This is a genomic window from Pseudomonas frederiksbergensis (genome assembly GCF_003732665.1).
GTDB lineage: Bacteria > Pseudomonadota > Gammaproteobacteria > Pseudomonadales > Pseudomonadaceae > Aquipseudomonas > Aquipseudomonas frederiksbergensis_G.
Map to the genome: position 1 here is coordinate 1 of NZ_MOBP01000157.1, position 298 is coordinate 298.

Below are 298 nucleotides of genomic sequence, written 5' to 3' on the forward strand. Positions count from 1 at the left end.
ACGCTCGACAGTTTGTGCCATGGGTGATTCGGGTCCAGCTTGCGCTGGAAGCTCCAGACCACGTCGTCGGCATTCATGCCGCGGGTCGGCTTGAAGTATTCGGTGGTGTGGAACTTGACGCCTTTGCGCAGGTGGAACGTATAGGTCAGACCGTCTTCGCTGATGTCCCAGGAGTCGGCCAGTGCCGGAACCACTTCGGTGGTGCCGGGCTTGAAGTCTGCCAGGCGATTGAAGATGGTTTCGGCCACCGCATCGGCTGTGACTGCAGTCGTGTACTGGCCCATATCGAAGCCTTCCG

General features: G+C 59.7%; 1 protein-coding gene. It reads right to left on the minus strand.

What is annotated here, in order from left to right:
• The coding region (locus BK665_RS33605) for an ABC transporter substrate-binding protein (RefSeq protein ID WP_259699686.1) at positions 1-298 on the minus strand (298 nt) is incomplete at both ends.